This is a genomic window from Bhargavaea ullalensis (assembly GCF_042432615.1).
Taxonomy (GTDB): domain Bacteria; phylum Bacillota; class Bacilli; order Bacillales_A; family Planococcaceae; genus Bhargavaea; species Bhargavaea ullalensis.
Genome location: NZ_JBHLWY010000043.1, coordinates 84,128 through 105,264, shown reverse-complemented (window position 1 = coordinate 105,264; position 21,137 = coordinate 84,128). Strand labels below are relative to the sequence as shown.

The window sequence follows — 21,137 nt, the reverse complement described above, 5'->3', positions numbered from 1 at the left end:
CAAAATTTGGGCACCCCTGATTCCCGGCTGAATGTGGTAGACTCCCCCGCAATCGGGTATAGAGGAAACGATGCGCCCCCATACTCGGAGAAAGGGCCGCCGGGAAAAAAGGAGTGTGAGCGAGTTGGAACAAGCTGACCGTTTTGAGATCCGGTCCGTCGTCCACCGCGAGGGATTGATCGAGTTTGACTGGGATGACCCGGGAGAGTCGTACCGGGTGTACAAGGAAGGCCGGCTTGTGCAGGAAGGGCCGGTCTGTGACTTTACGGACGAGGACGTCATGCACGGGAAAATGTATCATTACGCGGTCGAGTGCCTGGACGGCCGTGAACGGGTCACAGATGTGATCCGTATGCAGACATCCGCCCTCAAGACCAAAAAGGACACAGCCAACCCGGTCCGCCAGATCGTCTTCACCACGATCGTCGCAAAGTCGCAAATCGCCCTGGCGTGGGAGAAGATCCCTCAAGTGAAGAAATATGAAGTGTACCGCGACGGAATCCTCCTCGAACAGACGGAGGGCACCCATTTCATCGACCGTGAAGTGCCAGATGCGCCGAGCGTCTATGCCATCCGCGCGGAGCGGCCCGCGCAAGAGTCCGAGGAGCCGCTGAGCTCCCCGAAGACGATGCTCGGCCGGATTGCCGGCCTGTTCAATCCGGAGTCCAGCACGAAAGAGGATGTGACCGAAGAATTCTGGATGACCAAGATGCTCGGCCGGCCGAGTGAGATGCTGCTGCCCGTCGAGGAATGGCGCGAGCCGGATCCGGTTTCCCGCTGGAAGTTCCGCTATACGACTTTCCTTGCCGAAGAGAAAATCAGCAATCCGAACATCCTGTCGCCGAACCGGACATTCGACGGTGACGGCAGGGAATTCGATCCGGAAGGCGAAAGTTTCCGGACGCGTGCCGACGTGACACTGTCGTACACGGACCGCGGGTATCCGCTCGTCTTCACGAAAGAAGCGGGGAAAACGGTCGCCTACGGGATCTCGGGCCGCAAGCGGGAAGAGGGCCGCGCGTCGATCGAGGACTTCACGATCGAGCCGCTTGAGCATGACGGCCGGGAATTCGGATTCGTTCTCGAGCACTCCGTCGGCAACCCGATCACCCCCGCCCCGACGATCGACTACGAAGTCCATGCGGTGCTCCGCCAACACGGCACGTTCGAAGTGACCGGCTACCATGACCAGGCCCCCCATCATGAAGTGTATCTCGACAAGGGTGACGGCTGGTTCCCGATCCACCGTGCCGAGTCAAAAGGACTCGCCCACATGTCCGAGGTGATCGCCTACCAGCATTGGAACACGTCTAGCTTTGAGTGAGCGCGGGAAATGAAGCGAAACGGCACCGTGCAGGGTGAGGACGGGAAGGTGAAGGCATGTACGAAACGAAAGACTCGCATTTCATCATCTATGACACGCCGGCACTGGTCATCGTCGGCTTGGTGATCATTTTGCTTCTCGCCCTGTTCTTTTTCCTTAGGAGGAAAAGGAAGAACCGGTGAGGAGGCAAATCAAACAGGCTGCACGGGAACCGGATGAATTCCGGATTCCGTGCAGCCTTTTAATGACGTTTTTTAAGCCAAAAATCGCTTTCTGATGTCTGGCGGCGGAAGCATGCAGGCATCCACCTGCTTCTTGCCGAACCACTTGAACCGGTTGGCCGCGACGTAATCGTATGCACGGTCGCGAATCGGTTTGGGGACAAGTATGAACAGGAACAGCAGATGCCAGAGCCCGTCGAGCTTCTTGGCGATGTGAAGGGCGGCGGCCGACTTCGTGTACGCCCGGTCCCCCTCGATCAGCACCATCGAGTCGACGTCATCCGGGATGCGGTGCTTCTTTCTCAGTTCCTGGCCGACGTCGCTTTGCAATGAAGCATATTTGAAATGTCCGGCGGGGTCGCGCTTGATGATGAACTGGACGCTTTTATCACAGAAGTTGCATTCCCCGTCGAACAGCACAATCCGTTCCTTTGCCATGCGGGTTCCTCCTTTTCAGCCGGATTCACAGTGTTTCTTCATGTATTCCCGCTATTCTTGCAGACAAACCGGAGCGGGCCGTGACGCGCGTCTACCTGTCCCGGGTCCTTGCTGCATGTAATAGAAGGAACAGGGAAGGAGGTGTGTTTCCATGAATCGCCACCATCATCACCACCGCTGCCACTCTCATCACATGCAACACGGCGGATCGCACGGCCGGTGCCCGATCGTCTGCCCGCCGACGTACCGGTTCCACGACTCCTTCACTGAGTGTGAAGTACCGTTCGTTCACCCGATCGTCAACGTCAACCGGCAGAATATCGTCAATGTGCCGCGACACTACTTCACCGAAACGTCCACTACGGTTCCGGGCCGCAACATTTACGCGAATCCCGGCTTCGGCAGACCGGGCTTTGGCGGACCGGGCTTCGGAGGTCCCGGCGGCTTTCAAGGCGGCGGCTACTGAGTTATGATAAACTATCCTTAACTCAACCAGTTAAAGGATGACACCATTGAAACGTGCACTCACATTCGCCATACCGATCATGCTCATCGTCGCCGGCGTCGCCTGGTGGTATTTGAACAAGGAGTTCCAGGACGTCCCGGAACTCCACCGCCTCTACATGGCGGTCGGCGCCGCCCTTCTCAGCGGCGTCCTCTCCTGGTTCCTCTTCCCTGAAGAACCGAAGGAATAGGCGCTGCCCCCCGCTTTTGCGGGGGTTTTTTATTGCTCGATCACAACCTTTTTGTCATAACCAGGTCGCGCTGTTCATCGGTTCCCATGAAAAATGAATGGGATCCGGTCTGAACAAAGCCGGATTTTTCGTAGAACCGGATGGCGTCCGGGTTATGTTCCCAGACACCGAGCCAGAGTCTGGTCTTGCCTCGTTCCCCGGCCAGCTTGACGGCCAAATCCATCAGTTGCCTGCCCAGTCCCCTGCCCTTGAACTTCGAGCGGATGTAGATGCGCTCGACTTCCATGGCGTCTTTGCCCATCTTTTCAGTCTGGGCAGTCCCTGTGTTTACTTTCAGGTAGCCCGCAGCTTCCCCTTCTGCGAAAACCAGGAAAAACTCCGATTGCGGTTCGGCCAGTTCGGCGGCCAGTTTTTCCGGCGCGAACGCAGTTTCAATGTAGGCCCGCATGATTTCTTGCGGATTGTGCGCCCCGAATGTCTCCTCGTACGTGTCTATTCCCACTGCCCGGATTGCCTCCAGGTCCTCCGCACCGCACTTTACTATTTCCGCCTTCATCTCTTTTTCTCCCCTTTCCCGGCCTGCTCAGTACTCCCGCCGGTTCCCTTTTTTAACATGCTCCCAGTCTTCTTCGACATTCTTCCTGATCCTGAAGAGGAGGTCTTCGGCAATCCGGATTTCTTCTTCCGAAAGTCCTTCCAGCGCCACGTGCCTGGAATGCTCATTTTCACGGATGATGAACGGGTAGATGTCTTCACCCATGACAGTCGGGTACAGCCGTTTGATTTTCCGGTTTTGCCCATCCTCCCGCTTTTCAATAAACCCGTTTGACTCCAGCTTCTTCACTGCGCGCGCCGCAGTCGTCCGGTCCACTTTGATCATTTCGGCGAGCTTCTCCTGGATGATCCCCGGGTTTTCACAAATCCGGACCACATATAAATACTGGCCCTTCGTCAGGTCAATTTCCTTGAACTCAATGTTGCTGATGGAATCAAGTGCCCTGGCGATCATTCCGATTTCACGGAGAATATCATTCATGAGCCGTCTCCTTTCAATTTATGTTGCATTTGCAACCAAAGCGTCTTATATTCAATTTAGCGCTTCTTTGTTGCACTTGCAACAATAACATCAGAAGGGAGCGACCGGCATGAGGTATTTGTTTTACGCGTCCGGTATTTTCATCCTGACATTCGGCATCTCGCTCACCATCCGTTCGGATTTCGGAACTTCTCCGTTTGATGCCATGCTCGTCGGACTGTCGAGGAATGTGGGCCTCACGGTCGGCAGCTGGGAAATCCTCATTGCGCTCGCCCTGATCGGCACGAATTCCCTGTTGTCCCGGCAGCGTCCGGAGCTCCTCGGCCTTGTGACCGCCTTGATCACCGGTGCCGGAATCGACCTTTGGCTGTTTCTTCTCAACGGATTCCATTTGCCGGTGAACGGGGCACTCCCGTTTCTCGGCTTTTTCTTCGGCATGCTGTTCATCGGGTTCGGCAACGCGGTTTATCTGCATACAAACTTTGCGCCGGTCCCCGTTGACCGCTTGACGCTCATCATCCGCAAGATGGTCCGCCCAAATCTGTTCATGGCCAGAACGTTGATTTACGCACTGTTCCTTGCGTTTGCATTGGCCGCCGGGGGGCCAATCGGAATCGGTACCGTCCTGACAGTCTGCTTTGGAGGACTTCTCCTGAACTTCTTTGCTCCGTATGCGGGGAAATGGATCAATCCTTTGCTGCAGAGACATGCACAAAATGCAAAGGACCCTTTCCCTCATTGAGAAGGAAAAGGTCCTTTTTTAAGGTTCAGTGCGTCAGCAGCCTCGAAGCCGCACCTTCCAGCCGGTGCACGAGCACAAAGCCGATGAGGGCGCCGCTCACGCTGGAGACGAGAAATGCCGGCAGGAAGAACAGCGCACCCGCCGAGGCGCCCATCAGGATGTTCGCATACGGGGCGGCGACGAGCGACGCGATGATGCCCGTGCCTGCCATCTCTCCTGCGGCGGCCGTCCAGACGCGTCCGGTTTTCCGGAAAAACAGTCCGGCCAGCAGGGCGCCGATCATGCCGCCCGGGAAGGCGAGCAGCGAGCCGGTTCCGGTCAAAATCCGGACAAGTGCCGTGAGAAAGGCGATCCCGACTGCAGGGGCCGGTCCGAGCATAACGGCGGCGATCACGTTCACGGCGTGCTGGACGGGGAAGGCCCGCGCGACACCGGCCGGAAACGAAACGAACACCGAGCCGGCGACCGCGATTGCCGTGAACATCGCCATGAGCATGAGCTTTTTCGTCTTGCCGTTCATTTCGAAACCTTTCCTGGCTCAAGTGCTTCCCGGACCGCCTGGCGGAGTTCCCGCGCGGCCCGTTCCGGATCGCCCGCATGCGCAATCGCACTGATCACCGAGACCCCGGATGCACCGGCTTCAATGACGGGCGCCGCGTTGTCTTCCCGAATGCCTCCGATGCCGACAATCGGAAGGTCCGGGTAAGCGGACTTTGCGCTGGTGATAAGTTCAGTGCCGGAGGCGGCCCGGGCATCTGGTTTGGACCGCGTCCCGTAGACTGGCCCCATGCCGAGGTAATCTGCGCCGGCGGAACGGGCGGCGGCCGCTTCGTTTACGTCGTGGGCCGAGACGCCAAGGATCATCCGGTTGCCGATCCGGCGGCGGATCTCTGCCGCATTTCCGTCTTCCTGGCCGATGTGCAGTCCGTCGGCGCCGGTCGCAACCGCCAGTTCCAGGTCATCATTGACGATGAACGGGACCCCGTACTGCCGGCAAAGATCCCGGCAGCCGGCGGCAAAGTCCGCAAGAGGCTCCCCTTTCAGCGCGCCCGGCCCTTTTTCGCGGAGCTGAAAGCAGGTCACGCCGCCGCGAAGCGCCGATCCGAGCACGGCGAGCGGGTCGCGGCCCGCCGTATTGCCGCTTCCCATGATAAAATAAACCGCCAGTTGTTCACGATTCAACGGTGATCGCCCCTTTCGCCGACATGCCGCCGATCCGGTGGTAGGCCCAGTGGTTTGTCGGCCCGTGGCCCGATCCGATGCCGAGCCCGTCGGAGATCGCCGCCTGGATGAACCGCTTTGCTCCTTCCGCGGCGTCCGGCAATGTTTGCCCGGCCGCGAGGAATGCGGTCAGTGCGGCGGAAAACGTGCAGCCCGTCCCGTGTGTGTCCTTCGTGTGGATCCGCTCACTCGAGAGGACCATCCGGCTGCCGTCACGGTCCATGTACAGGTCGGATGCCCGGCGCTCATCCGTGCGGTGTCCGCCCTTGACAATGACCGCCCGCGCACCCATCCCGAGCAGGCTGCGGCCGGCCTTTTCCATGTCGGACTCGCTCCGGATGTCCATGCCGGTGAGGACTTCCGCTTCCGGGATGTTCGGAGTGATGACCGCCGCCAGCGGGATCAGTTCCTTGGCGAGCGCGTCCACCGCCTCCTGCTGCAAGAGGTTCGCACCGCCCTTTGCGATCATGACCGGATCCACGACGAGCGCCGGCCGGTCCGCCTCCTCAAGTGACCGGGCAACCGCGCGGATGATCTCTGCTGAAAACAGCATGCCGGTTTTCACGGCGGATACTTCGAAGTCTCCGAACACCGCGTCCGTCTGCGCCGTCACGGCTTCCCCTCCGAGCGGCCACACGCCGTGGACGCCGAGCGTATTCTGTGCGGTGACCGCTGTAATTGCGGACGTGCCGAACACGCCGAGTTCCTGGAACGTCTTCAAGTCTGCCTGGATTCCGGCCCCGCCGCCGGAATCCGATCCGGCAATCGTCATGGCCACATGCGTCATGCCCGCACCTCCCTTGTTTCGGCTACCGCAGCTGCCTCCACGCCTTCCAGCAAATACAGCTGGTCGATGAATGCAGTCCCGAAGGTGCCCGGACCCTGCACACCGGCCGCTGCAAGCTCCCCGGCCGTTTTGTAAAATTTGAGGGCCTCCGCCACTGCCTCAAGCTTCGAGTCTCCGGCCGCGGCGATAAACGCGCCGCACACCGCGCTCAGGAGGCACCCCGTCCCCGTCACGCGCGACAGCAGTTCATGGCCGCCTTCGATCCGGAACGTCTTCATGCCGTCCGTGACGTAATCCACTTTTCCGGTGACCGCGACGAGGCAGCCATGCTCGCGTGCCGTCCTCTCCGCAACGGCACGGACATCCATCTTCCCGCTTCCCGCGTCGACGCCGGACGCCTGCCAGTCTTCCGCCGCAATCGCCGCAAGTTCGCCGGCGTTGCAGCGGATGAGCGTCACATCAAGGTTTCCGAGGATCCGCCGCACGGCTTCCCTCCGGAAAGAGGTCGCACCCGCGCCGACCGGGTCGAGGACGACCGGACGGCCTGCGCCGGCCGCTGCTTTTCCGGCGAGTTCCATCGAGTGCAGGCTGTCCGAATGAAGCGTTCCGATGTTCAGGACGGTGCAGGAGGCGGCCCTTGCCATTTCCCCGACTTCCTCCGGCGAGTCGGCCATGACCGGAGAGGCTCCGAGTGCCAGAAGTCCGTTCGCCTGGAAGTTGGCGACGACGATGTTCGTGATGCAGTGGACGAGCGGGCGCTGTGCGCGCACCCGGTCCGTGAAGGATCCGCTGCTCATCGGACCGCCTCCCGTTCTTCCGCCGTCCAGGTTTCAAGCGTCCAGGCCATCTCCCAGAACTTCAGTTCATAGAGGCTGCTTTTGCGGAAGTGCTCCGCGAGTTCTTGGATCCGTTCCTCGGGCAGGCCTTCGGCAAGACGGTCCATGCGGCCGATCTGTTCTTGGACCAGGCTGCCGAACCATTCAGAGCCGTAAGTCGCGATCCACTTGTCGTAGATCGGGTGGCCCGGCTTGGCGTCTTTCAGGCGCTCGCCGATCTCCCAGTACAGCCAGTAGCACGGCAGCAGCGCCGCGAGGGTGTCGGCAAGATCGCCGGTGAACGCCGCACGGTACATGTGCGATGTGTAGTTATAAGCGTTCGGAGCCGGCCGGAAAGCGGCGTGCTCCTCGGGCGTCACGCCGAGCAGCCCGAAAAATTCCTCGTGAAGCGACATTTCGGCAACACAGGTTTCCTCCGCATGCTTGGCGAAGCGCTGCGTCGTCACAAGATCCTTTGCGTGCACCGCACCGAGGGCCTGTACTTTTGCAAAATGGCTCAAGTAGTACGCATCCTGCAGCACGTAAAAGCGGAACACCTTTTCATCAAGCGTTCCGTCCGCCAGCGCCCGGACGAACGGATGGTTGAAGCTGTCCTCCCAGATTGCGTCGCATTCCTGTCTCACACTCTTGCAAAAACTCATCTCGTGCACTCCCTTTCAATGGTTGGCGAACACGAAAAAGCCGCTCCCTGATCAAAACGTCAGGAAGCGGCCTGGATATACATGGGGTCAAAGCGGATCGGCCCACTTCCCTACGCCGGTATGATCCGGATCAGGTTCGAAGGGTCCGCGCAGCACATGCACGTCTCAGCCGTTCTTCAGGCTCCCCCAGTGGCGGTTCGTATTCAATTGACGCCTACATCATATCATGAGGGGGAATAATTGCAACCATTGATTGATTTGCTAGAATTTAATAAAAGGAGTGGATGCTGTTGACCGCCATCGCCTGGCTGATCGTCGCCGTGGAAATCGGGTTCTGGGTGTTCATCGTCTCCGGACTCGCCGTGAGATACATACTCGGGAAAAAACGCGCGGGCTTCTGGCTGCTCGCCATGACGCCCGTCCTCGACCTCATCCTGCTCATCGCCACGACCCATGACCTGATGAACGGCGCAACCGCCTCACAGGCACACGGCATCGCCGCAATCTACCTCGGCGTCTCGCTCGCCTATGGACGGCGGATGATCCGCTGGGCGGATGAACGCTTCCGGTACTACATTTTGAAAAAAGGGCCGAAGCCGGCTAAGATGCATGGGTTTGCGCATGCCCGGGAATCCCTGAAAGGAAGCCTGCTCCACGCGGCAGCCTGGATTCTCGGCGGCGGCTACCTCGCAGCAATGATCGCTCTCGTCGGAAATCCCGGCCGGACGGAGGCACTGGAGCAGATCCTGAAAGTGTGGACGCTCGTGGCTGCCCTCGATCTCGCCATTTCGCTGTCGTATTTCATCTGGCCGAGAAAGCCGAAGAAAGACGTCCCATCGTAGACGCCGCAATCGAAAATAAGGCCGAAATCCCGAAAACTGAGTTTCCGCGGTCCCGGCCGGATCTTCTCTTTTCTGCCCTTTTTGGACACCAAAAAGGCTCCCTCCCGAAATTCCGTCAAAATGTATATACAAAGGCTATACATGGACACGGAATATGTGTTACAATAACGTTACCGCAAGGAGGGATTGTTGTGAAGATACAGAAGTGGGGGAACAGTTTAGGACTGCGGATCCCTGCCGCTCTTGCACAACAGATCAATCTGACAGAAGGGACGGAGGTCACTTTGACTATCGAATCCAATCAGGCACTGCTTGTAAAGCCGATCGAGACCGAACCGACACTCGAGGAACTGCTCGCCATGATCACGTCCGAAAACCGCCATGAGGAGCTGGAACTCGCAGTCGCCGGCAACGAACTGTTTTGACTGCCACACCGAGACGCGGGGATCTCGTCACGCTCGATTTCAGCCCGCAATCCGGTCATGAACAAGCCGGACGCCGGCCAGGGATCGTCCTGTCTCCCGATAATTTCAACGAAGTGACCGGGTTTGCCGTCGTATGCCCGATCACCAACCAGAAAAAGGGCTATCCGTTCGAAGTTGAACTTCCGCCCGGCCTGAATGTCGAAGGCGTCATCCTTGCCGATCAGTTCAAGAGCCTTGACTGGCACTCCAGAAAAGGCCAGACCGTCGACCAGGCACCGATTGAAATTGTAGATACCTGCATGAAACTCATCCATAAGATTCTGGAGCTTCCAGAAGTGTAAATAGGGGGCAAGCCGCCGTCGATACAGGAGGCTTGTTTTTTTATTGTCGCATTCCGTCTTTCATATACATTTATTTCCCCGGAATGCGGTTTGTCAAACCGGGAATGATTTCCGGCGGTCCGTTCCCGGCTCAGAACAGCCCGCCGTCTTTGGACTCGGGGCCATTTTCTTTAGTTTCACCCATTTCGCCAATTTAAAACCGGCCGCACTCCTACATCGGGTGCGGCCGGTTGCCGTTTCGTCAGGTTTCCCCGTTTTTCTTTGTCTCGGCCAGGACGCGGTGCACGCGTTTTTCGAGCATTGCCATGCCCCCGCCTCCCGCCTGGTAGTGGCGCAGCCGCCCGTCTTTGTCGAACACATAGTACGCCGGAACAAATTTGTTTTCAAAAGCGTCGGTCAGCGTCATTTCATTGTCGACATAAATCGGCTGGGTGATGTCATGATCGGCGGCGGTTTTCTTGATCCGTTCAATATCGGTATCGTCTTTCGAGCGCGGCATGTGGACGGCGATGACATTCAGTTCTCCTTTGTTCCGGTCGCGGAGCGTGTTGATGGCCGGGATCGCTTCCTTGCAGAGACGGCAGCTGACGGACCAGAAGTGGACGAGCGTCGGCTTTTCGCCGACCAGATCCGCTTTCGTTCTTTGGCCGTTCAGCCAGATCGTCGCACCTTCAAATTCCGGCATCGTCGCACGCAGTTTCATCAGATTTTCCCTCCTCGGGTGAAAAATCCCCGGACTGTGCCGGGGACATTCGGACTAACGGGATTTTTCATTCAGGACCTCAGTTTCCTCAATTGTCCGCTCAGCTCCCTAAAGCGGCGGTCGAGTTCTGCGTATTCGCTCCCGCCCGGAGGCGCCAGACTGAGCTTTCCGAGCACTGCCTGCAGCTCCGTCTCGAGCTTCAGGCGCTCAAGACCGCCATCTGCAACCGGCTTCGGCTCCTTGTCCCCCGCTTTGCGCTGCTCCCATTCCTGAAGGTTCATCGGAACTTTCCGGATTGTCTCCTCTTCAAAAACAAGCAGGCCTTTGGCAAGCCGCTCCATGAAATACCGGTCATGCGAAGTGAACAGCAGCGTGCCGGGGAAGGAATCCAATGTCCTCTCCAGTTCTTCGCGCGACGGCAGATCCAGATGGTTTGTCGGCTCGTCAAGCAGCAGGACATCGGCGCCTTCGTGTATGAACCGCATGAGCTTCACCTTCAGCCGTTCGCCCATGCTGAGTGAGGAAAGGGGAAGGAGCCACTGCCCGGCCGTGAACCCGAGATTCGCCAGATCGGTCCGCAGCCTGCCCTGTGCTTCGAATGTCCCCCGGTGGAAATACTCCTCCATCGTCAGATCAAGCGGCAGGTCGAGCACCGACTGGCTGAGCCAGCCGACCGTCATTCCTTCCGTCCGCCAGATTTCGCCGCCATGCGGTTCTTCGCCGAGCAACATCCGGAACAGCGTCGACTTGCCGGAGCCGTTCGGGCCGACCAGGCCGAGCCGTTCTCCGGCCAGGACAGTGAAACGCACGCCCTTGAACAGCAGGTGCTCCCCGAGACGCCCCTTCGGTACCGCGCGTCCGCCAAACGACTTGGAGACATCTTTCAGCTCGAACACCCGGCGGCCTTTTTTCCGGCCCCCCGGAACGTCGAATTCGACCGAGTGTTCTTCCTCCGGCTTTTCGACCCTTTCCTTTTCCAGTTCCGCCTCGAGCCGCCGGCGTTTTGAGCGGATCTGGACGTCCTTTTTCTTGGCCTTCATGCGGAAATATTCTTTTGTGCCGGCCTTTTTTGTCGATTCCCGGTGCGCTTTGTCCGACCACCGGGACAGTTGCCCGATCTGCTCTTCCACGCAGGCGATCTTCCGCTGTTGCTGCTCCCAGTGCTTCTGCTGGGCGGCGCGGGCGGCTTCTTTCTTTTCCCGGTAGTCGCTGTAATTGCCCTCATAGACCATGAGCCTGCCGTGATCGAGTTCCCAGACGCGGCCGGCGACCCGGTCGATGAAGTGCCGGTCATGCGACACGATGACGAATGTGGCACCGGACTTTTTGATGTGGTCCACCAGGCGGCCGAGCGAATCCCGGTCAAGGTGGTTCGTCGGCTCGTCAAGCAGGAAAAGCCGGCTGTTTTCGGCGAGCGCGGCAGCCAGGCGCAGCTTCATCCGTTCGCCCCCGCTCGCGGTATTGTATGCAACTCTTTCCGGAACGCCCCACCTGCTGAGCTCTTCCAGCACGGCGGCGGTGTCCCCGCGTGAAGCCGGTTCTTTTTCCTGCTCCTGCCGGAAATAAGTGGCCGCCGGGCGCTTTCCGATCCAGCGGATTCCTCCGCCGTCCGGTTCCCGTACACCCGCCATCATTTCCAGCAGTGTCGACTTCCCTGCCCCGTTCGGCCCGACAAGCGCCACGACCGCCCCCTCCGGCAGTTCTGCCGACACCTCTTCAAAAATCACTTCATCCCCGTATGCGGCCTTCAGATTGCTCAGTTCACCCATTTGCATAAATGATTCCTCCTTTAGAACAGGAGGGCACAAAAAACCCTCCGTCATTGAAGATCGGAGGGAACCGCCGCGACGCCGTTTTCCGGGCCGTCGCCGAATAAGCCGCCCGCAGGCGACATCAGGACGACGGATGGAAAAATGGACAGACGGATCCCGTTGCCGATCGGAATGCACCGGTTGCGGTGCCTGCGATTTGCGCTGGAAGTTCCGTCATTTGTCCATCGTCCACCCGTCAGTCCTTTCCGTTTTCAGATTAATCGAATCATACCATATCAGGCAGGCGGGGTCTAGCGCCCTTCTTTCCGCGATTCCACAAACTCGAGGAACTTGCTGATTTTCCTGTCGAGCGAGGCAAGGGTCTTGTCATCCGTCAGCAGGCCGTCGCCGCTGCCAAATTTTTCGCCGCCCGTGCGCACAAGCACTTCGTTGCCGGCAGGGGGAAGCACGTCCGCCTGCACGCCGGAAGAAGCAAGGATCTGCCGCAGGTGCAACTGGGCACGGAGCGTCCCGACAGAGCCGTTTGACACGCCCATCACCATGACCGGCTTGCCGCTGAGCGGGCGGTCTTCGCGGGACGCCCAGTCGATCGCATTTTTGAGCACGCCCGGAACCGACCAGTTATACTCCGGTGTAATGACGAAGACACCGTCCGCCTCTTTGATCTGGCGGCGGAATGCCGCGACGTGTTCCGGCGGCCGATCCTCCAGATCTTCGTTGAACAGCGGAAGAGATCCGATGTCCGCGATGCGGAGCTCGAACCGGTCCGCGAAGCGTTCCCGCACTGTACGGGCGAGCCTGAGGTTGTACGACTGTTTCCTGAGGCTGCCGACGATGGCAAGCAGTTTCATCATTCATTCCCCCTGACTTTTACATTTTCGCAAGCGCCCGGCCCGCCTGCCTTCCGGAAAACAGGCACCCGCCGAGGAAAGTGCCTTCAAGCGATCGGTATCCGTGGACGCCGCCGCCCCCGAAACCGGAAGCTTCGCCGGCAGCGTAAAGGCCCGGAACCGGTTTTCCGTCCGTGCCGAGCACACGCCCGCCGAGATCCGTCTGCAGCCCGCCGAGCGTTTTGCGGCTGACGATGTTCAGCCGGACGGCGATGAGCGGACCGGCCGCCGGATCGAGGATCTTGTGCGGCGGGGCAACGCGGATGAGCTTGTCGCCCAGCGAGTTCCGTGCGCCCCGGAGCGCGGTCACCTGCAGATCCTTCGCAAACTTGTTGTCCATTTCACGGTCGCGTGCCCGTACCTGGCGCTCGATCTCCTCAAGGCGGATCAAGTCCGAACCCGCGAGCCGGTTCATGTTGTCCACCAGCTCCGGAAGCGTATCGGCGGTGACGAAGTCCTCCCCCTTGTCAAGAAACGCCTGGACGGGCGCCGGCGCACCGGGCAGGATGCGCGACAGGATCATCCGGATGTCTTTGCCGGTCAGATCCGGGTTTTGTTCGGAGCCTGAGAGGGCGAATTCCTTTTCGATGATCTTGCGGGTGAGGACGAACCACGAATAGTCATGGCCGCTTTTCCCGATCGCTTCAAGCGTGGCAAGCGTGTCGAACCCCGGAAAGTTCGGTGCGCCGAACCGACGGCCTTCCGCGTCAAACCAGAGCGAAGAAGGGCCCGGCAAGATCCGGATGCCGTGGTTCGGCCATACCGGATCAAAGTTTTTGATGCCTTCGGTGTAATGCCACATCCGGTCTCGGTTCACGAGACGCCCGCCCGCCTTTTCGGCCGCTTCCAGCATGTGGCCGTCGACATATTCCGGCACGCCCGACAGCATCCGCGCCGGCGGGTTTCCGAGGCGGGCCGGCCAATTTTTTCGGATGAGCCCGTGGTTGCCGCCGATGCCGCCGCTCGTGACGAGAACGGCCCCGCCCCGAACTTCGAACAGGCTTTCCACTTCACGGGACGTGGCCACTCCCCGTTTTTCAGCGCTTTGGACGAGCTTTTCTCCCCGAACGCCTGCGACGGCCCCTTTTTCGGTGATGAGTTCCGTCACACGGTGCCTCGGGAGATAGTGGATCAGCCCTTTGCCGATGCCCCGGCGTACCCGGTCACGGAACGGCCGGACGATTCCCGGGCCGGTGCCCCACACAATATGGAACCGCGGCACCGAATTGCCGTGGCCGTCCGCCAGGCTGCCGCCGCGCTCCGCCCAGCCGACGACCGGGAAGAACCGGACGCCGAGCGAATGGAGCCAGTCCCGTTTTTCATTCGCCGCAAAGTCCACGTAGCTCTCCGCCCAACGGAAGCCCCAGCCGTCCTCGTCTTCCAGCCGGTCAAAGCCCGCTGTCCCGAGCCAGTCCTGCCAGGCCAGTTCTTGAGAGTCCCGGATTCCGAGCCTCCGCTGCTCCGGCGAATCCACGAGAAACAGCCCGCCGAACGACCACCATGCCTGTCCCCCGAGGTTTGATGCCGGCTCCTGATCGAGCAGCAGCACCTTCTTTCCCGCGTCCGCCAGTTCCGATGCGGCGACAAGCCCCGACAGCCCCGCCCCGACAATGATGACTTCGTATTCCACTTCCGCTCCCCCGCTTTCCGTCTGTTGTCTGCCCCCATTATAATTGAGTTTTCTGAACTTGTCGGGTGAAACGATGCGGCGGAGTCCGGGACTTGCGGGTCCGTGCCAATCAAAAAGCCCCCTGGCATGCAGGGGGCGCTAAAAAATGCAGATTTCCGGACGACGTTATCTTTATCCGGCGGAGCGTTATCTTTATCTTCCAAAACGTTATCTTTATCCGGCGGAACGTTATCTTTTTGTCGAATTAGACTTTGCGGGCTGAAGACAGCGGGATGCCGCTCAACGCTTCGCTTCTGAGCGCCGGCCAAGTCAACCTGTAGAGTTCCTCAAAATTTTCTCCATCGCTTTTCCCTTTGCCAGCTCGTCGATGAGCTTGTCCAGATAGCGGATTTCCCGCATGACTGGCTCTTCGATGGTTTCCACCCGGACGCCGCAGACCACGCCTTTGATCAGGCGGCGATCCGGGTTCAGCTTTGGTGCCTCTTCAAAGAAAGTCTCAACGTCGGCTTCTTTCGCCAGCAGCTGCTCGAGCTCTTCGTCGCTGTAACCGGTCAGCCAGCGGACGATTTCATCCACCTCGTCTTTTGTGCGCCCTTTTCTTTCCGCTTTTGCGATATAGAGCGGATACACTTTCGCAAAGCTCATGGTGTAGATTTTCGGTTTGTCCATGTTCGTTCCTCCCTGCCGGAATCCTCTTTGATCTCAACACAACTTACTTCTCCCCTCCGCCGGCCCGCTTTCTCGTCAAATACCATGCGTTCAGGCCCGAGGCAATCGGAATGATGAGCGCGATGCCGATGCCGGCGAAGAAGATCGTCAGCATTTCTCCGCCGAATACTTTCGAGTTGACGATCTGTCCGAAGGTGTAATGCAGGTCGCGGAACCAGATGAGGAGCGACATGTAGCCGCCGATAAACGCGAAGAACAGCGTGTTCGTATCAGAGCCGAGGATATCCCGGCCGATTGACATGCCCGAACGGAACAGGCCGGTCCGGCTGACTTCCGGATGATGGAAGAACAGTTCGCGCATCGGCGAGGAGATGGCGATCGCGACGTCGGTGATCGCACCGATCACGGCGATGATAACCATCGACACGGCGATTTTCGTGAAGTCCACGCCGACGTATAGCGAGAAGATGCTGATCTCCTCCACCTCTTCTTCGCTGAAGCCCTGGATCATCGCTTTTTTGGCGAACCAGTAGATCATGAACAGCAGGACCGCGATCGTGACGAGCGTCGAGCTGAACGCCATGACGGTCTTGCTGTTCACCCCGTTTGTGAAGAACAGGTTGATCGCGCTCACTCCCGCCGCGGCAAACAGCGTCAGGAGGACCGGATCCACGTTCGGGTCCATCATGAACATGAGCGTGGCGAGGAATACGCCAAAGTTCAAAAACAGCGCGATGAACGACCGCGCCCCTTTACCGCCGCCGACCCATACCATGAGGCCAAGCAGAATCGCCGCGAGCAAAACGAGCGTATTCATCGTTCAGCCCCCCTTCGCTTCACGAAAAACATCGACACATACAGGCCGATCGGGATGGCGAGCACGATACCGATCCCGCCTGACAAGGCACGCGCCAGCTCGAGCGACAGGTTGATCGACAGCGTGTAGCCGAACGGCGTGGCATTTTTAAAGTAAAGAATGAGCATCGGGATGGAGCCGCTGATATAAGCAAAAAACAGGATGCTCGTCATCGTGCCCATGATGTCGCGGCCGACTTCAAGGCCCGACGCCTTGAGTGCCTTCATCGAAATGCCCGGATTCTTCTCATAAAGCTCGAACACGGACGACGACATCGTGATCGCCACGTCCATCACCGCCCCGAGCGCACCGATGAACAGGCCGGCGATAAAGACGAGATGATACGGCCGGGTGAGGAATTGCATTTCTTCATAGTGGAGTCCGTTCTGCTTCGTCAGCCACATGACGAGCAGGGTGACGGCGAGCGAGGCGAACGTCCCGAGCAGCGTCGTCACCATCGCCGCGTAGGTTTTGCCGTTGAATCCGTTGAAGAACAGCAGCGACAGCACCGTGAACAGAACGGCGAGCAGGGCGGCGACCACAAGCAGGTTGATGTCCGTCCGCACGTAAAGCTCGATGGCGAAAACAAGCAGGGTGATATTTACCGCGAGGCTCAGGACCGCGAACAGCCCTTTTTTCTGTCCGACTGCCGCCAGTACGAACATGAACAGCCAAAAGGCGCCCGCCATGTATTTGTCCCGCTTCACGTCTTCGATGTCGCCGGTTTTGCCGCCGGGGTCAAGGTGGACAAACAGTTCGTCCCCTTCGCGGTACTCCTGGTCAAACGCACCGGAGTGCGAATAGTCGTTGGACAATTGAATCGACCGGCCCTTGTCCGGACCGTTCATCAGCACGGCGGTGATCTTCTGGGTGACAAGCCGGTCTTCATTGCCGCCCGCATCGGATTGTTTCTCGGAGGCCGTCGTCTGCGTCCCGGTCACTTTCACGATCGGCCGGTCGTAGAATTGGTGATTGTGAAAAACGAAAACCATCGAAACGGCACACAGGAAGATCAGAATGCCGAAGGTGATCAGGTGGTTTCGCCCGGACTTGGAAGTTCCGTTCATATCGGCTCCCCCCGGTGGATTGAATAAAATAAAATACCGTATTAACTTTCTCACTTTCGGGACGGCAGTTCAACAATGAAAGCATCGGCGGGTTCATCACGAAAAAACCGCCCGGACTCCGGCATTCCGGAATTCAGGCGGTTTCTGGGTTGATTTATTCTCCCAGCACATGCTCCACGCGGTCTTCCACCATCGAGACCGCCGTGCGGCCGGCCTGGTAATGGCGGAGCTGGCCGGTCTTGTCGAACAGGTAATAGGCCGGGGCATACTGATTTTCAAAGCGATCGGTGAGCTTGAGATCGCCGTCGATGAAGACCGGCTGTGTCATGCCGGCCTTTTCTGCCGTCTCTTGCACCTTTTCTTCCTTCTGATCCGCAGGAGTGAGCGGCATGTGGACGGCGAGGACATTTAGTTCTCCTTTGTGTTTGTCCCGCAGGGCGTTCACTTCAGGCATCGTTTCCTTGCACACCTCACAGCTCGCCGACCAGAAGTGGACGAGCGCCGGCTTGTCGCCGACCAGGTCCGCCCGCGTCACTTCGCCGTTGAGCCACCCGGTGGCCCCGTTTAGTTCAGGCATCGGTTCATGCAGTTTCATTTCGCATCTCCTCCTGTTCTTCCCTTTCCCTTCGGCGGAAACGGCAAAACCGCCCGGGCCCCGCTGTCCGGGACAGCGGATCCGGGCGGCCGGCATGCGGCTTTTATTTTGCCATGAAGATTCCGCCTCCGGGACCGAGCGGCAAGCCGAGGAGGAACCAGGCGGCAAAGAGGATGGTCCACATGATGGCGAAGGCGACCGAGAATGGAAGCAGGGAAGTCATGAACGTGCCCATGCCCATTTTCGGGTCAAAACGCTTCGCGAAGGTGAGGGCGATCGCGAAGTACGCGAGCATCGGGGTGATCGGGTTCGTGATCGAGTCCCCCACGCGGTAGGCGGCCTGCGTGACGGCCGGGTCATAGCCGAGCAGCATGAACATCGGGATGAACACCGGGGCAAGGATCGCCCATTTCGCAGACTGGCTCGCAACGAGGAAGTTGATGATCGCGGCGATGATGATGAATCCGACAAACAGCGGCAGTCCGGTGAAGCCGATTTTCTCAAGCAGGGCGGCGCCGTTGATGGCGACGATCGGGCCGAGGTTGCTCCAGTTGAAGTAGGCGATCATCTGAGCGGCGACGAAGGCGATGACGATGTAGGTGCCCATGCCGGACATCGCCTTGCCGAGCTGGTCGCCGAGATCTTTGGAGTTTTTCAGCGAGCCGGTGATCTTGCCGTAGACGAGCGCCGGCACGAGGAAGAGGATCATCATGATCGGCACGATGGAATCCATGAACGGCGAGATGATGAGGCTGCCGTCTTCCGGATTGCGCAGGATGCCGTTTTGCGGAAGGGTCATGAGGGCGATGAGGACGCCCAGCACGAGGAGCGAGACACCTGCCCAGAGCAGGCCCTTCTTCTCGGCAGGCGAGATCTTCTCGTCAATCTCTTCCCCGGTGCTTCCTACTTGCCGAGGCGCGGCTCGACGATCCGGTTTGTCACGAATGTCGCGACCGGGACGAGAACAATTGCCGAAACTGCGATAAAGTAGTAGTTGATCATCGGGTTGCCTTTGTAGGAGGCATCGACCATGTGCGCAGCCGGCTCGGTGAAGCCGTAGATGAGCGGGTCGGACACCGACAGGATCAGGTTCGCGCCGAATCCGCCGACGCAGGCGGCATAGGCTGCGGCGAGCCCGGCGATCGGATGGCGGCCGAGCGCGATGAAGATCATGGCGACAATCGGCGGCAGGACGACCGATGCCGCATCGGCCGCCGCGTTTCCGCAGACAGCGACGAGAATGATCGTCGGAAGGATGATTTTAGTCGGCGCCTTCAGGATCGACGCCTTCATGAATGCCGTGATGAGACCGGTCGACTCGGCCAGCCCGACGCCGAGCATGACGACGAGCACGAGGCCGAGCGGCGGGAATTCGGTGAAGTTCGTCACGAGGCCGGTGAGCATCTTGACGATTCCTTCCCCGCTCAGCAGGTTGACGGCGGTGATCGTCTCGCCCGTCCCCGGGTGCACGGCTGATACGCCCATCAGGCCGAAAACGGCCGAGGCGGCGAGGATGGCGGCGGTGATGTAAACGAACAGCATGACCGGATCCGGCAGCTTGTTCCCGTATTTTTCAATGAAGTCCAGGAAGCGATTGAAAAAGCTTTTTTTCTGCTTCACTTTTGCTTCAGCGGTGGTTGCCATGTCGATTTCCCCCTTTATTACGGTGAAGTGCTATAAGAATGTTTTCTATACTAAACAGAATGGATCGACAATTCAACCTGCTTTTAATAGAAAATGTTGGACGCCGATTCTGTATTATCTCTGTTAACGCTTGCATTTTGCCAGGCGGATCATCTGATTGGAGGTGGGTTGAATGGTGCGTCTGTTCACGGCGTATGGCCTGGTGTTCCTGCTCGGAGCGGTGCCGATGGTCGAGGCTTATGTCATTGTTCCCGTCGGCGTCCTTGGCGGGCTGAGCCCGGTATTGGCGTTGGCGGCCGGCATCGCCGGAAACGTGCTGACAGTGCTTGTGGTCGTGCTGTTCATGGACCGTTACAGGAGATGGCGGGAGCGCCGCCGCAAACAACCGGCCGCCGGTACCAAGCGCAGTGAACGGGCCGCCCGGCTGTTTCAAAAATACGGCGTGCCGGGCCTCGCCCTTCTCGGCCCGCTCATCGTCGGCAGCCACCTCGCCGCGTTCCTCGCCGTGACGCTCGGCGGCACAAAGCGGGCGGCCTTTCTCTGGGTGGCGGCCAGCATCGTCTTTTGGGCGATCCTGACCACGCTGCTCGTACATTTCGGACTGGACCTGACAGGCAAAAGCGGCGGAACATTTCTCAGGAAATACTTAGAGGGGGATTGAGGGGGGCGGGGGGCGACTTGCGCCACTCGGAGCCTCAACTTGCGCCACTCGAGCCTCAACTTGCGCCACTCGGGGCCGAACTTGCGCCACTCGAGCCTCAACTTGCGCCACTCGGACCAACTCTCCTCACTCGAGCCCAACCCGCACAACCGCAAAAGGGACCATCCGCAAGTCCGGATGGTCCCTTTCCTTCCTATATGCCAAAGGCCAAAATGTCCGCCTGTCACGCCTGTTTCTTCTTCGCCGCCGCTCTTTTCTTCGGTGGGGCCTTTTTCTTTTTCGTGCCGGTTTTATCTAATGATGCCTGAAGTGCGGCCATGAGGTCGGTTGCGGTGGCGGCGGCCGGTGCCTCGCGCTCCGCAACGGTGACCGTGTCCTTGCCCGCCTTCTTCGCCTCGATCAGCTCCATGAGGGCGTTCCGGTAGTCGTCCGTGTATTTCGTCGGGTCGAACGGCGTGGTGAGCTGGTCGATGAGAAGCAGCGCCACGTCCAATTCCTTCCCGACGACCCCTTCCGCCTCGGGGACGCTCGGCACGTCTTCCACTTTCCGCACCTCGTCCGGCCAGTGGATCGTCTCCAAGACGAGCGCATCCTTGAACACCCGGACCGCGGCGAGCTGCTCTTTCTGACGCAAGATGATCTTCGCGACCCCAATTTTGTCCGATTTGTCGAGCGCGGCACGAAGCAAAGCATACGCCTTGCCGCCGCCTTTGTCGGGAGCTAAAAAATACGACCGCTCAAAATAAATCGGGTCGATCTCCTCCAGCTTCACGAAGTCGACGATTTCCACCGCCTTGTCCTCGTTCTCCTTCTTCAGCTTCTCCAGATCTTCCGCGTCCAGCACGACGAACTTCCCTTTCGTGTACTCGTACGCCTTTACGATATCGTCTGTCTGCACTTCCTCATTGCATGCCGTGCACACCTTCTTGTACGAAATCGGCGCATTGCACGCCTTGTGCAGCTGACGGAGCTTAATGTCATGGTCCTCCGTCGCCGCGTGGAGCTTCACCGGAATATTGACGAGCCCGAAACTGATGCTGCCCTTCCAGACCGTATGCATGTCCATTCACCCGCTTTTTCCCGTAGCATGCGCCGCTGACG

26 protein-coding genes, 1 pseudogene and 1 riboswitch are annotated in these 21,137 nt (G+C 59.0%); of the genes and pseudogenes, 9 read left to right on the top strand and 18 right to left on the bottom strand.

Annotation, left to right across the window (positions count from 1 at the left end):
* Positions 1-124: 124 nt before the first annotated feature.
* Together ACFFIY_RS12550 and ACFFIY_RS12545 are read left to right on the top strand one after the other, a co-directional pair.
* Entirely contained in the window at positions 125-1,324 is a 1,200-nt protein-coding gene (locus tag ACFFIY_RS12550) for a DUF3238 domain-containing protein (RefSeq protein ID WP_354194364.1), read from the top strand.
* Between the two features lie 56 nt (positions 1,325-1,380).
* Positions 1,381-1,506 (top strand): LPXTG cell wall anchor domain-containing protein, encoded by a 126-nt coding sequence (locus ACFFIY_RS12545; RefSeq protein WP_354194362.1) that lies wholly within the window; start codon positions 1,381-1,383, stop codon positions 1,504-1,506.
* A gap of 72 nt (positions 1,507-1,578) precedes the next feature.
* Here ACFFIY_RS12545 and ACFFIY_RS12540 read toward each other — a convergent pair whose 3' ends face one another.
* The gene (locus tag ACFFIY_RS12540; RefSeq protein WP_354194360.1) at positions 1,579-1,983 is read right to left on the bottom strand and encodes a thiol-disulfide oxidoreductase DCC family protein; all 405 of its coding nucleotides are present in this window, start codon (positions 1,981-1,983) and stop codon (positions 1,579-1,581) included.
* A 151-nt stretch (positions 1,984-2,134) separates the two neighbouring features.
* Between ACFFIY_RS12540 and ACFFIY_RS12535 the strand changes: the two genes are divergently transcribed.
* Complete coding sequence (locus tag ACFFIY_RS12535) at positions 2,135-2,449, top strand: hypothetical protein (RefSeq protein WP_354194358.1); 315 nt, start codon at positions 2,135-2,137, stop codon at positions 2,447-2,449.
* 46 nt (positions 2,450-2,495) lie between these two features.
* Positions 2,496-2,678 carry a histidine kinase gene (locus tag ACFFIY_RS12530; RefSeq protein WP_354194356.1) on the top strand — a complete coding sequence of 61 codons (183 nt, stop codon included), beginning with the start codon at positions 2,496-2,498 and terminating at the stop codon, positions 2,676-2,678.
* Between the two features lie 40 nt (positions 2,679-2,718).
* Here ACFFIY_RS12530 and ACFFIY_RS12525 read toward each other — a convergent pair whose 3' ends face one another.
* Together ACFFIY_RS12525 and ACFFIY_RS12520 are read right to left on the bottom strand one after the other, a co-directional pair.
* Complete coding sequence (locus ACFFIY_RS12525; protein ID WP_354194354.1) at positions 2,719-3,234, bottom strand: GNAT family N-acetyltransferase; 516 nt, start codon at positions 3,232-3,234, stop codon at positions 2,719-2,721.
* Positions 3,235-3,261: 27 nt separating this feature from the next.
* Positions 3,262-3,714, bottom strand: coding sequence for a MarR family winged helix-turn-helix transcriptional regulator (locus tag ACFFIY_RS12520; RefSeq protein WP_354194352.1), 453 nt, complete (start codon positions 3,712-3,714; stop codon positions 3,262-3,264).
* Positions 3,715-3,823: 109 nt separating this feature from the next.
* Between ACFFIY_RS12520 and ACFFIY_RS12515 the strand changes: the two genes are divergently transcribed.
* Complete coding sequence (locus ACFFIY_RS12515; RefSeq protein WP_354194350.1) at positions 3,824-4,456, top strand: YczE/YyaS/YitT family protein; 633 nt, start codon at positions 3,824-3,826, stop codon at positions 4,454-4,456.
* Between the two features lie 25 nt (positions 4,457-4,481).
* Here ACFFIY_RS12515 and thiW read toward each other — a convergent pair whose 3' ends face one another.
* Genes thiW through tenA form a run of 5 tightly spaced genes read right to left on the bottom strand, consistent with a single transcriptional unit; the run spans position 4,482 to position 7,941 of the window.
* Positions 4,482-4,976, bottom strand: a complete 495-nt coding sequence (gene thiW, locus ACFFIY_RS12510; RefSeq protein ID WP_354194348.1) for an energy coupling factor transporter S component ThiW — start codon at positions 4,974-4,976, stop codon at positions 4,482-4,484.
* Positions 4,973-5,605 (bottom strand): thiamine phosphate synthase, encoded by a 633-nt coding sequence (gene thiE / locus ACFFIY_RS12505; RefSeq protein WP_354194825.1) that lies wholly within the window; start codon positions 5,603-5,605, stop codon positions 4,973-4,975. Before thiE ends, thiW begins: the two co-directional genes overlap by 4 nt.
* Positions 5,606-5,627: 22 nt before the next feature.
* Positions 5,628-6,464 carry a bifunctional hydroxymethylpyrimidine kinase/phosphomethylpyrimidine kinase gene (gene thiD / locus ACFFIY_RS12500; protein ID WP_354194346.1) on the bottom strand — a complete coding sequence of 279 codons (837 nt, stop codon included), beginning with the start codon at positions 6,462-6,464 and terminating at the stop codon, positions 5,628-5,630.
* On the bottom strand, positions 6,461-7,261 hold the full coding sequence (gene thiM / locus ACFFIY_RS12495; RefSeq protein WP_354194344.1) for a hydroxyethylthiazole kinase: 801 nt from the start codon (positions 7,259-7,261) through the stop codon (positions 6,461-6,463). The genes thiD and thiM overlap by 4 nt, the downstream gene beginning before the upstream one ends.
* A complete protein-coding gene (gene tenA / locus ACFFIY_RS12490) occupies positions 7,258-7,941 on the bottom strand; it encodes a thiaminase II (protein ID WP_354194342.1) in 684 nt (227 codons plus the stop codon). The genes thiM and tenA overlap by 4 nt, the downstream gene beginning before the upstream one ends.
* Before the next feature lie 90 nt (positions 7,942-8,031).
* Positions 8,032-8,139: riboswitch (TPP riboswitch) on the bottom strand.
* A 92-nt stretch (positions 8,140-8,231) separates the two neighbouring features.
* Here tenA and ACFFIY_RS12485 point away from each other — a divergent pair.
* The 3 genes from ACFFIY_RS12485 to ACFFIY_RS12475 all read left to right on the top strand — a co-directional run bounded on the left by ACFFIY_RS12485 (position 8,232) and on the right by ACFFIY_RS12475 (position 9,549).
* Positions 8,232-8,783 (top strand): hypothetical protein, encoded by a 552-nt coding sequence (locus ACFFIY_RS12485; RefSeq protein ID WP_354194340.1) that lies wholly within the window; start codon positions 8,232-8,234, stop codon positions 8,781-8,783.
* Between the two features lie 191 nt (positions 8,784-8,974).
* A complete protein-coding gene (locus ACFFIY_RS12480) occupies positions 8,975-9,208 on the top strand; it encodes an AbrB/MazE/SpoVT family DNA-binding domain-containing protein (protein ID WP_354194338.1) in 234 nt (77 codons plus the stop codon).
* Positions 9,205-9,549: a type II toxin-antitoxin system PemK/MazF family toxin gene (locus ACFFIY_RS12475; RefSeq protein ID WP_354194336.1), complete on the top strand. Its 345-nt coding sequence runs from the start codon at positions 9,205-9,207 to the stop codon at positions 9,547-9,549. The genes ACFFIY_RS12480 and ACFFIY_RS12475 overlap by 4 nt, the downstream gene beginning before the upstream one ends.
* Before the next feature lie 241 nt (positions 9,550-9,790).
* Here the strand turns inward: ACFFIY_RS12475 and ACFFIY_RS12470 are convergent, their stop codons facing one another.
* The 9 genes and pseudogenes from ACFFIY_RS12470 to ACFFIY_RS12430 form a co-directional block, all read right to left on the bottom strand.
* Complete coding sequence (locus ACFFIY_RS12470) at positions 9,791-10,252, bottom strand: TlpA family protein disulfide reductase (RefSeq protein WP_354194334.1); 462 nt, start codon at positions 10,250-10,252, stop codon at positions 9,791-9,793.
* 71 nt (positions 10,253-10,323) lie between these two features.
* Positions 10,324-12,027, bottom strand: a complete 1,704-nt coding sequence (gene abc-f / locus ACFFIY_RS12465) for a ribosomal protection-like ABC-F family protein (RefSeq protein WP_354194332.1) — start codon at positions 12,025-12,027, stop codon at positions 10,324-10,326.
* A gap of 287 nt (positions 12,028-12,314) precedes the next feature.
* Entirely contained in the window at positions 12,315-12,878 is a 564-nt protein-coding gene (locus ACFFIY_RS12460) for an NADPH-dependent FMN reductase (RefSeq protein WP_354194330.1), read from the bottom strand.
* Positions 12,879-12,894: 16 nt separating this feature from the next.
* Positions 12,895-14,544 (bottom strand): FAD-binding dehydrogenase, encoded by a 1,650-nt coding sequence (locus ACFFIY_RS12455; protein ID WP_354194328.1) that lies wholly within the window; start codon positions 14,542-14,544, stop codon positions 12,895-12,897.
* A 309-nt stretch (positions 14,545-14,853) separates the two neighbouring features.
* Positions 14,854-15,213 (bottom strand): DUF2200 domain-containing protein, encoded by a 360-nt coding sequence (locus ACFFIY_RS12450; RefSeq protein WP_354194326.1) that lies wholly within the window; start codon positions 15,211-15,213, stop codon positions 14,854-14,856.
* A gap of 43 nt (positions 15,214-15,256) precedes the next feature.
* A complete protein-coding gene (locus ACFFIY_RS12445; RefSeq protein WP_354194324.1) occupies positions 15,257-16,030 on the bottom strand; it encodes a YibE/F family protein in 774 nt (257 codons plus the stop codon).
* Complete coding sequence (locus ACFFIY_RS12440) at positions 16,027-17,136, bottom strand: YibE/F family protein (protein ID WP_354194322.1); 1,110 nt, start codon at positions 17,134-17,136, stop codon at positions 16,027-16,029. The genes ACFFIY_RS12445 and ACFFIY_RS12440 overlap by 4 nt, the downstream gene beginning before the upstream one ends.
* A 154-nt stretch (positions 17,137-17,290) precedes the next feature.
* Complete coding sequence (locus ACFFIY_RS12435) at positions 17,291-17,731, bottom strand: TlpA family protein disulfide reductase (protein ID WP_354194320.1); 441 nt, start codon at positions 17,729-17,731, stop codon at positions 17,291-17,293.
* 103 nt (positions 17,732-17,834) lie between these two features.
* Positions 17,835-19,375 (bottom strand): annotated as a pseudogene (locus tag ACFFIY_RS12430) (AbgT family transporter).
* A 172-nt stretch (positions 19,376-19,547) separates the two neighbouring features.
* Between ACFFIY_RS12430 and ACFFIY_RS12425 the strand changes: the two are divergent.
* On the top strand, positions 19,548-20,036 hold the full coding sequence (locus ACFFIY_RS12425; RefSeq protein WP_354194316.1) for a small multi-drug export protein: 489 nt from the start codon (positions 19,548-19,550) through the stop codon (positions 20,034-20,036).
* A 223-nt stretch (positions 20,037-20,259) separates the two neighbouring features.
* Here ACFFIY_RS12425 and ku read toward each other — a convergent pair whose 3' ends face one another.
* Positions 20,260-21,096 (bottom strand): non-homologous end joining protein Ku, encoded by an 837-nt coding sequence (gene ku / locus ACFFIY_RS12420; protein WP_354194821.1) that lies wholly within the window; start codon positions 21,094-21,096, stop codon positions 20,260-20,262.
* Between the last annotated feature and the right edge of the window lie 41 nt (positions 21,097-21,137).